We start from the raw sequence: 10,450 nt of genomic DNA, 5'->3' as shown, positions 1-10,450 counted from the left end.
GCATAATTTTAATCAATTAAAAATTGCTCAATAAAATTAAATATACTATAATTAATCTGAAATTAAAAGATAATGCTTAATAAAGGAGGAATGATGAAAAATTTGAGCTTTATTCTAATTGCCATTCTAATTGTTGGGTTTGCTGACATTGTTGAAGCCGATGTGATTATCAAACAGAAGACACACATGGAATCCGGCGGGCTGATGAATATCGATATGGATGGAACGCAGTATGTCAAAAGCGACAGAAGCAGTACTAAAGGCATCAATACAATATCCGGCGGCATCATGGCTATGACCGGCGGCGAAAAGACTACCGAATTTCAACATATCACCCGTCTGGATATGAAAATGATGTGGGATCTCGACACAGAAAAGAGAACTTATACAGAAACCATGCTTCAAGGCCTTGAAAGAACTATGAGTCAAGGAGCTATGTCCGGCGGTATTCCTGATAAAGATGACCCAACGGACTTTATCTGGACTGTCGAGGTAGAAAAATCTGACGAAAATGTTGATATTAACGGTTTTAAATGTAAAAAAATAACCGGCAAAGCCAACGGCGTTTATGAAACCGACCCTGACAGGAAAATGCGGATTACCTATGAATACTGGTATGCCAAAGATGTTCCTGCCATAGATGAATTAACGGAATTTAGTCAAAGCTTTGCTGATATAGCCGGCGTTGACAGGATGTGGAGCCAAAATAGCATGTCGCAGTTTTTCGGTTATTATGGAGACCAATTTAATGAAATGACAGAGCAGATGCAGAAAGCCGGTGGTTATCCTATCAAAACAGCTATTCTGATGGAAAGCACTGAGGCAATGGGCGCTGGCGGTGAAGATCATAGTCAGATTCCGCCGGAAATGCTCGCTATGATGGGATTAGATGATAAGCCCAAAAGTGAAGACGGAATGAATATGGTGTTTACATTGACTACTGAGGTTCAGAGTATCGAAAAAGGCGATGTTGATGACAGCAAGTTTGAGATACCGGAGGGCTATTCCAAACATAAGTAATTATGGCGATATGACTTATGTCTCAATATAGCTATTTTAAAAGATGCTGATAATGGACACCTAAAGAGAATAACATTACAGGATACTGTAGCGAGAGATTTTCTTATTGCAGTATCCTGCAATAAGGATATTATAAATGGACATACAAGACTTTAAAGATTCAACATCCGGTAAGTGCGTAAAAACACTGCAGGGTTATTATTCGTTTATACCCAATAATTTACAGCTTAAGATAATAGTAATTGCAAGGAATTTATAGAACTTTGAAATCAACTGTAATATTATTATCAATCATAGCTGTCTTTAGTCAGGCACATTCACAACAAATCACCCTTGAGGAAATTCTCAACCGCACCCAAAATGCTCTTGAGGCTGAAGAAGAAAATAGTAAATCTTATATCATCGAATTCACCGAGAAAATTCTTATCGGCAAAGTCGATAAAGAGGGTATTTATGATGAAGCTGATACCATTATATCTCGAGTGAAGATGCAGGGTGATGAGGAATTAACTCGTGAGATAATCTATTCCAGCTCTGATGATAAAGATGATAGGGATGATAAGAAAAACAGAAATGAAAAAAATAAACTCGATATTAAATCACATTTATCTATTGATGACCCCAATTACTATTTCGAATTGCTTGAAAAAACCGATAATGCCTATATCATCTCGATTAATCCCCGTAAAAAAAAACCGATAAAGGACAAGTTAGGGGGAAAATAATAATCGATAAGGAAAGTTTCCTGTATAAAACCATTGATGTCGAGGTGCTCCGACCTAAAAAAGTAAAGGAGCTTTTCCTGAATTTTAGTTTCTCTAAGCTTAACAACAGACATTATGCGATGACAAATATGGAAGTTCGCGGGCGGATAAAAATATTATTTGTGATTAGTATAAGGTTCAAGGTTATCGGCAAGTTTTATGATTTTACGTTGTTGGAAGCGGTGAAGGATAAAGATTGACATATAGGCGATGTATATTTTTGTAAGAGTGATTTTAACATCAGTTCAAGTTTGACAAAGAACTAACAGGGCTCCCCCCGCATTATTTGGTTTTTCATATTTTCCTGTATATTAACAACTTAAAAGCAATAAAAAAATGGAATATTTTCCCTGCCCGATGAGTATAATGGTTAAATGCAACAATAACGGGGTCCCGTTATTAAAACTTGTAACGAAGGAGCATAACGATGAAACGCATCACTCTTATAATGATATCTATCATGGCTTTCACTACAGCGGTTTTGGCAGATGGCGTAATGATTATACCCAACCCAAAACCATGGATGCCGCCGAAACCGGCGATTAATGTCAAATATCATCATGTAGATGTTGAAATTAACGACCCGGCAGCGCTGACTGAAATCGACCAGGTTTTTGTAAACCCCTACCGCAGAGAAATAGAAGCCGATTACATCTTCCCTATCCCGGAGGGCGCGGTAATCAGCCGTTTTGTTGCCTGGCTGGATGGCCGCAAGATGGAGGCAGAGCTTCTCGATGCTGACCAGGCTCGTAAAATATATGAGGATATCGTACGTCAGCGAAAAGACCCGGCGCTCTTGGAATACGCCGGACGGGGGATGTATCGCCTGAGAGTATATCCTATTCCCGCCAGAGGCGAAGTGCGAATTAAAATCGAGTATGAGGAATCATTGAAATCCGACAACGGCACTGTGGAATATATCTATCCCCTCAATACTGAAAAATATTCGGGTGAAAATCTTCAGGACTGCACTGTTGATGCTGCAATTAAATCATTCGATAAAATCGGCGCGCTGTATTGCCCCTCGCATCAGATAGAAACGAAACGCACCGGCGATAGGTCTTTCGCGGTTCACTACAGTGAAAGAAACGTAAAACCCGATAAAGATTTCGCCCTGTATTTCACCCGTCAAAATCGCGATTTCGGTTTTCACCTTCTTAGCTATCGTGAGCGAAACAACAAGGATGGTTATTTCTTAGGCATACTTGCCCCGCCGTTTAAGAAAAATAATAATGATATCGATAAGAATATTATTTTCGTGCTTGATTCCTCCGGCAGTATGCGCGGCGATAAATTTAAGCAGGCAATAGCCGCGCTTAAATTCGTCCTTTTGGGGCTTAACGATGGCGATGATTTCAATATCATAGATTATGATGATTCAATCAAGCCGTTTAAGCAAAGTTTAGTCAGAGCTGATAGAACTAATATTGAGGAAGCAATTGATTTCGCCGAAAGACTCGATGCCTCCGGCGGTACAAACATCTATGATGCCCTTGCCGCCGCCTGCAGCATGACTTCGTACGACAATGACCCTACTTACATATTATTTTTAACTGATGGCCTGCCGACCTCCGGCATTATAGACATCGAAAATATTATTAATAATACAAAAACTCTTAATGAACATCGCGCCCGGCTGTTTACATTTGGCGTAGGTTTCGATGTTAATGCACATTTATTAGACCGTCTGGCTCAGGGAAATAGCGGCGTTTCCGAATATGTTTTGCCTGATGAGGATATTGAGGTTAAGGTGTCGCGTTTCGCCTCGAGAATCAGCAGTCCGGCATTAACTGATGTATCGCTTTCGTTTAGTTCAATCAGAGATTACAATATATATCCGAACCAACTGCCCGATCTTTTCCATGGCTCTGAAATCATAATAGTCGGTCGTTATGATGGCAATGGCAGTTCTCAGGCAATTATCAAAGGCAAAATCGGCAATCGGGATATAACCTATGAATTTCCGGTCAATTTTAACGATGGTTCCGAAAAAGATGAATTTATCCCGCTATTATGGGCTAACCGCCGGATTAGCCACCTGATTCAGCAAATGCGGCTTCATGGCACGCAGGATGAATTACTTAATGAAGTAATCGCATTATCGAAGAAATTTGGGATTGTTACAGAATACACATCCTTTTTAGTTACCGGTGATGGACAGAGGCAAGCTGAGGAGTTTAGAGCGATGCCGCTGCCAGAAGCAAATGAATATATTGGGCGGAAATTTAAAGACCTTTCAAGCTACCAAACCGGCAGGGCGGCGGTTGCTCAATCGAAAAGTTTAAATAAGAAATATTCTTCGACACAAAATGCCCCTGCCAATGAAATAATAATTGACGGTGAGGAAAAACATTTCTCAAATATTACTCAGGTCGGTTCGCAGGGCTTTTTCCAAGCGGGCGATAATTGGATACAGGGCGACATCGAGGGCGATAAATTCGATATGGAGGTCAAGCGATATTCGAAAGCATATTTCCAGCTTCTCGAAAATGACCAGTCGCTTGGCAGGTATCTTGGATTAGGCGAACAGGTGCGTTTGAAAATCGGCGCTCAGGTTGTCCAAATATCGGATTCGGGAAAAGAAAATCTAACTGAGAAAGAGTTAAAATTGTTGTTTCCGAATCTGTAATATAACCACTTAGTAATCGGGGCTTTCCAGCCCCGATTATTGCTGCGGCACTGATATTAAATTATAAATTCCGGTATAAACACAAAAAATAATTGCCATATAATATTATTTATATTAGTATTACCTGTCGATAAGAAATAACAAACCGATTGAAGAAAATAATAGTTTAATAAGTATAATACAACCAAGGAGGAACGCAAATGGTTGTCAATGTTGCGGAATTAGTAAAAACTTCAAATAAAAATATCTCTAATTTAATAGGAGGGAGAAATGCCTTTAGTTCCTTTGCATGAAATGTACAAAGAAGCAAATAAAAAATATTATGCTATTGGTCAATTCAACGTAAATAATCTCGAGTTTGTTCAAGCTGTATTGCAAGCGGCGGAAGAGATGAAATCACCGGTAATAATTGCCGCCTCTACCAGCGCTCTGAAATATGCCGGGCTGGAAAATCTTGTCGCCATCGTTAAATCTGAAGTAGAAAGAAAATCTATACCGGTGGCTCTTCATCTTGATCATGGCGCAACATTTGACGATGCCAAAAGATGCATTGATGCCGGCTTTACTTCAGTTATGATTGACGGCTCACATCATCCGTTTGAGGAAAATATCCGGATTACAAAAGAAGTAGTGGATTATGCCCGCAAGTATAATGTTACGGTTGAAGCGGAGCTTGGCAAACTTGCCGGTATCGAGGATAATGTTAAGGTCGATGCGGCGAATGCTACCTATACCGATCCGGATGAAGCGGTTGAATTTGTCAAAAAAAGCGGCTGTGATGCCCTGGCGGTAGCCGTTGGGACGAGCCACGGAGCCTATAAGTTCAAAAGCGAAGCCAAGCTTGATTTTGACAGGATAGAAAAGATTAAATCAATGGTTAATATCCCGTTAGTTCTTCATGGCGCTAGCGGCGTACCTAAGGATCTGGTAGACAAGCTAACTAAATACGGCGGCAAAATCCCGGGGGCAAAAGGCGTGCCGGATGAAGCTTATCGAGAAGCCGTAAAAAGAGGCATCAATAAAATAAATATAGATACAGACTTACGGTTGACATTTACGGCTACTGTCAGAGAGGTGCTAACTACGAAAATCGCAGAGTTTGATCCGAGGAAAATACTTGGTCCTGCTCGGGATGCGATAACAGAAATCGTTAAACAAAAGATGCAAGTCTTAGGAAGCGCCAATCAAGCATCTGCGAAAAATACAGCCGATGAAAAAATGGCTGCAAAATAAGCAGCGGTTTTATAAGCCTGCAGGGCAGGTCTCCCCGAGACCTGCCTATTCGGCGCGTATGCTTTTAAAACCACTCTCAATAATCATCACCGAACTTAATCTCATAGTCATCATCATGCCTTGGTGAGCGCGGATGCAAAGCAGCTTGAGATTTTCGAAGCTTTGAAAGTCCCGAGGCCCTCAATGAAGAGTCTTGTTGTGTCGGATTTCTAATCGCAATTATGGTTAACATATTACAGCGCTGTGTCTTATCAAAACGCAAGTGTTAAACTCCGGCTAAAACACATTACTCGCTGTTAGTGTTCTGCTTGTTGGTAATTTTATTCTGAACGAGTTCGACAATAACTCTGGTTATTCGCTGACCATCGATTACTTCTGCTGTAAATTTCAAGGATTGATAATCAATAGTAGTTCCCTGCTCGGGCAGCCTACCGACAATATCGTATATGACCCCTCCAACAGTTTCAAACTGGTCTTCAGGAAGATCCAGATCGAGCTCTTCGTTGAGATCGGAAATAGGCAGACTGCCTTTCACAGAATAGTGGGTCTCATCGATTTTTTTAACCACTTGTTCCTCAAGGTCGTATTCGTCCTCAATTTCTCCAACAATCTCTTCGAGGGCGTCTTCGAGAGTAACTAAACCAGCGGTTCCGCCATATTCATCAACAACAATCGAGAGATGAATTTTATTCATTTTCATCTCCTTTAATAACTCGCTGGCTTTTTTATTTTCCGGGACAAAGTAGGCCGGACGAGTGATTGTATCTAAGGTTGTATCATTAGAGGAAGGGTAATCGACAAACACGTCCTTGATATAGAGAATACCTTTTATTTCATCAAGCGATTCTCGATAGAAAGGAAATCGGGAATGACCTGTTTTTTTTACCAATTCAATTATTTCAGCTAATGAAGCGCCTTCCTCAATTCCCACGATGTCAACGCGCGGAACCATAATTTCTTTAACAGCCGTATCAGATAAATCGATGATGCCGTGAATCATTTTTTTAGCCGCTTGTTCGAGTTTTTCGGCCTCCATAGAAATATTAGTTGAGAATTCCTCAATCGATTTTTCTATGAATGCATCTTTTTGACTTTGGGAAAGTTTTGCGGCTGGTTCTTTTTTAAACAGCCTTTTTAGCCGAGTCCAAAAACCGTTCTGATGATAGCCACTACTGGGAGGTTCTGAATTATCTTTTGTTTCCATTAATGTTCCTTAAAACTTGTTAAATAATTTTCCTGAATGATCCACATCTCTTTTTTGGCGTTAGTATTTAAATCATCATATCCTAACAGATGCAAAAAACCATGAAGGCAAAGCCGAATTACTTCTTCCAAATACGTTGCTTCATATTCAGCGGCTTGTCTTTTGGCAATTTGCAAATTAACATAAATCTCACCCTCAATATAGTTATTCGCCGTATTTTCCGCAAGATTGAATGCTAAAACATCGGTAGGGCGATTTTTCTTTTTAAATTGATAATTCAAACTGCTCATCTGTTTGTCATTATTAAAGACAACAAATAATTCGCCTTGAGCTTTATGCTCTTTTGCCAGCCGATTAAGGATTTTTTTTATCTGCGCCAAGGGCAGCTTAAAACGTTTATCCGAGTAAGCAAATGAAACTTTTATGATAGCACTCTCTTTTGTTCAGGATATTTGATGCGTTTATGGAAAGTTGCAATCAACACTCTGACAAAGCTGTCTTCTATTGTTTTTAAATCGCGAAGTGTTAAATTAGACTTTTCGAGCAATCCCGAATTAAATTTATCCATAAATATTCGGTGGACAAGATTTCTTATACGGGACGGTTTGGGATCATCAAGCGTTCGCGAGGCCGCCTCTACGGAATCAGCCAGCATTACGATAGCTACTTCCTTGGTCTCAGGATTAGGTCCCGGATATTGGAAATCTCTAACATCAGCCGCATCGCCTATTTCTTTCTGAGATTTGTCATAGAAATAAGTCATGGTGCTGGTACCATGATGACCGGTTATAAAATCTATAATGCTCTTTGGCAAATTATGTTTCAAGGCAAGTTCGATTCCTTCTTTGACATGAGCTTCCAGAATCATAGCCGACATAGTAGGAGTCAGTTTCTCATGTTTGTTAACACCGCCCGATTGGTTTTCGACAAAATATTCCGGTTTTTGTATTTTGCCTATGTCATGGTAATACGATCCCACTCTCGCCAAAAGCGAATTGGCGCCAATCGCCTCTGCGGCATCCTCCGCTAAAGTGCCAATCATTAGCGAGTGATGGTATGTGCCCGGAGCCTCTAAAGCCAGACGTTTTAATAAAGGCCGGTTCAAGTCAGACAGTTCCAGCAGGGTAACATCGGTGGTGATGCCAAAACCTGTTTCAAAAAGCGGCAGCAAGCCTATTGTCAGAATAGGTGAAAGAAAGCCATTGAGAATTGACATCCAAACATGCGATATTAACTCCGGCGAGGGCGTAAGTTTTAGTGATTCGATGATATAAACCGAGCCTCCATAAGTAAGACATAGATACAATAAGGGACGATAAAATTCCTGGCGGTGACGGACTTTGCGTACAGAAAAACTGGCGACCACTCCGGATATAATAGTAACAAAGGTTATGTCCAGCTTGAAACCCGAAAGCACGCCTGCCAGCAATCCCAAAGAAAACGTTAATATTAAGCCCACTTCCTCATCAAACAAAATTGTTGCCAGCATAGAGGCAATAGTCAAAGGAACGAGATATTTTGAAAGGTAATTTTGGGAAAGTACGGTGTTTAATAACAACACCTCTGCGCCAATTAATATTGCAACCACTAAAATGGAACTGTTAGTGTTATAGATTTTTCTTCTGAAAAAATAGAGATAGAATATAAAAAACAGTATCGGGAAAGCTACAAAAAACATTCTTCCCATTGGCGGCAAGATATAATTTATAACGCTTTTGCCCTGAAGACGTTCTAGTTTATACTTGGCTAATGAAACCAGCTTATCACGATGCACTTCTGTTATTCGCTCATTAGACTTGATTATTAATTCGCCTCTAAATACCAAGCCCTTAGTTTTCGGGATTGCCTCTATTTCCGCTTGGCGGTTCATTTCGGTTTTCTCTTTGCTGAAAATAAGATTAGGTTCTAAAAACATAAAGGCTAAATCTGATATTATTTTTTTCGATGCGGCATCTATTTTTAAAAGCTTGGATAATTCATTAGCAATGAAAATTCGCGCTGATGATAAATCCAGCACATGATCCCGAGCGACTGTTTTTATTTCGGATGGCCCGTAGATTGTAACAAGACCTGAATTCTGCAGCGGCAGGCTGTTGATATTATTCATAATTCCGCTTGAAATTAAACTGTCAACAATAGAAAGGGTTGTATTTCGTATTAATTGCGATTCAGTTAATATTGATAGTATAACCGAATCAGATAATGCGGGATAATGATTTCGTATCAGGGAAATCGTTGTCTGATTGTCTAAATTTTTATTTATTGATGAATCGATATAATCGAAGAAATTTAGCGCTTTATCAGAAACCATCTGGCTAAGCAGAGTATCATAAATTAAAACCGGTCTTAGATTGGCAATGACTGTTTCCCTGTCTTGTTGAAGTTCCGCTTCGCTTTTAAATATGGGGAAATCAAACGGCGCTCTTAAATCCTCAGTTGCGACCTCGCCCATGTTAGGCACATCAAGCGGCTGATATAATTTCTCTAATGGGTACAAGAAAGTAATGCCAAGAATAAGAATAGCTCCCAGTATAACTCGGAATAATAAATCCTTATCGAAATACTTGCGCTCTTTAGCATCCTCAAGAGTTAGCTCGCCGGATTTAATAACGTTATTATTAGACACACGAGATTTTTTCATTTTTTGCGCGACTCGTATTTTTCGTAAGCCTTGATTATATCCAAAACCAGCTTGTGTCTGACAACATCCTTGCTGGATAATTCTACAAATTTAATTCCTTTGATGTTGCCGATAATCTTTCTTACCCTAAGCAATCCGGACTTTGACTTGTCCTCTAAATCTATCTGGGTAATATCGCCGGTTATCACAGCCTTGGAACCCTGACCTATTCTTGTCAGAAACATCTTCATTTGGCCGTGAGACGTATTCTGAGCTTCATCGAGAATAATAAACGAACTGTTCAATGTTCTGCCTCGCATAAAAGCCAGCGGGGCGATTTCTATAAGTCCCATATCGATTAATTTCTTGATTTTCTCCGCATCAAGCATATCGTGAAGAGCATCATAGAGAGGCCTGAGAAACGGGTCAACCTTAGCCCTTATGTCACCAGGCAAATACCCAAGCGATTCGCCAGCCTCGACTGCCGGTCTGGTTAAAATTATCCGATTAATCAGCTTCTGTTTAAAAGCCATAACAGCCATAGCGACTGCTAAATAAGTCTTGCCGGTTCCAGCCGGACCTATAGACAGCACCAGGTCATTTTTATCAATTGCTTGAACATATGCATTTTGGCCGACAGTTCTGGGTTTGATTGCCTGATGAGTTGTGAGCGAAAAAACCAGCGGCTCAACATCAAGAATTTGCTCGTTGGGGCCAGCGCCGTTTTCCTTAACCATGATAATAGCATAGTGAATATAGCGGTCAGTAAGTTCGCCGGTGGCTTTGAGATGGTCGGCTATATCACGAATAACTTTTTCAACGGCATCAATCTGATTTTGCTTGCCCTGCATGTAAACCCAGTCTCCGCGAGCAGTAATCTCAACCGGAAATTCGGATTCAATCAGGCTGAGATTTGAATTTTGAAAACCAAACAAAAGCCGCTGGTCGATATCTTCTATGTAAATCTTTTTCTCTGCCAA

At 40.3% G+C, this 10,450-nt stretch carries 8 protein-coding genes; 4 read left to right on the top strand and 4 right to left on the bottom strand.

The window, feature by feature from the left end; all coding sequences use genetic code 11:
* The first annotated feature begins 90 nt into the window (after positions 1-90).
* The 4 genes from J7K40_14890 to fba all read left to right on the top strand — a co-directional run bounded on the left by J7K40_14890 (position 91) and on the right by fba (position 5,646).
* Entirely contained in the window at positions 91-1,020 is a 930-nt protein-coding gene (locus J7K40_14890; GenBank protein ID MCD6163686.1) for a hypothetical protein, read from the top strand.
* 263 nt (positions 1,021-1,283) lie between these two features.
* A complete protein-coding gene (locus J7K40_14885) occupies positions 1,284-1,745 on the top strand; it encodes a hypothetical protein (protein ID MCD6163685.1) in 462 nt (153 codons plus the stop codon).
* 466 nt (positions 1,746-2,211) lie between these two features.
* Complete coding sequence (locus J7K40_14880; GenBank protein ID MCD6163684.1) at positions 2,212-4,413, top strand: VWA domain-containing protein; 2,202 nt, start codon at positions 2,212-2,214, stop codon at positions 4,411-4,413.
* Between the two features lie 270 nt (positions 4,414-4,683).
* Positions 4,684-5,646, top strand: a complete 963-nt coding sequence (gene fba / locus J7K40_14875) for a class II fructose-1,6-bisphosphate aldolase (protein ID MCD6163683.1) — start codon at positions 4,684-4,686, stop codon at positions 5,644-5,646.
* Positions 5,647-5,932: 286 nt separating this feature from the next.
* On the opposite strand, the gene J7K40_14870 is transcribed toward fba, so the two are convergent.
* The 4 genes from J7K40_14870 to J7K40_14855 are packed head-to-tail and all read right to left on the bottom strand — an operon-like array spanning position 5,933 to position 10,450.
* Positions 5,933-6,850: an HlyC/CorC family transporter gene (locus tag J7K40_14870; GenBank protein ID MCD6163682.1), complete on the bottom strand. Its 918-nt coding sequence runs from the start codon at positions 6,848-6,850 to the stop codon at positions 5,933-5,935.
* Positions 6,850-7,230 (bottom strand): rRNA maturation RNase YbeY, encoded by a 381-nt coding sequence (gene ybeY, locus J7K40_14865; protein ID MCD6163681.1) that lies wholly within the window; start codon positions 7,228-7,230, stop codon positions 6,850-6,852. The genes J7K40_14870 and ybeY overlap by 1 nt, the downstream gene beginning before the upstream one ends.
* A 41-nt stretch (positions 7,231-7,271) precedes the next feature.
* On the bottom strand, positions 7,272-9,491 hold the full coding sequence (locus J7K40_14860) for an HDIG domain-containing protein (protein MCD6163680.1): 2,220 nt from the start codon (positions 9,489-9,491) through the stop codon (positions 7,272-7,274).
* Positions 9,488-10,450, bottom strand: a complete 963-nt coding sequence (locus tag J7K40_14855; GenBank protein MCD6163679.1) for a PhoH family protein — start codon at positions 10,448-10,450, stop codon at positions 9,488-9,490. Before J7K40_14855 ends, J7K40_14860 begins: the two co-directional genes overlap by 4 nt.

The organism is Candidatus Zixiibacteriota bacterium (assembly GCA_021159005.1).
Classification (GTDB): domain Bacteria; phylum Zixibacteria; class MSB-5A5; order UBA10806; family 4484-95; genus JAGGSN01.
This window is presented reverse-complemented; position numbering and strand designations above follow the sequence as displayed.

Coding starts and splice junctions, on each gene's coding strand:
- J7K40_14880 (MCD6163684.1), top strand. CDS start 2,212: ATGAAACGCATCACTCTTATAATGATATCTATCATGGCTTTCACTACA.
- fba (MCD6163683.1), top strand. CDS start 4,684: ATGCCTTTAGTTCCTTTGCATGAAATGTACAAAGAAGCAAATAAAAAA.
- J7K40_14890 (MCD6163686.1), top strand. CDS start 91: ATGATGAAAAATTTGAGCTTTATTCTAATTGCCATTCTAATTGTTGGG.
- J7K40_14870 (MCD6163682.1), bottom strand. CDS start 6,850: ATGGAAACAAAAGATAATTCAGAACCTCCCAGTAGTGGCTATCATCAG.
- J7K40_14860 (MCD6163680.1), bottom strand. CDS start 9,491: ATGAAAAAATCTCGTGTGTCTAATAATAACGTTATTAAATCCGGCGAG.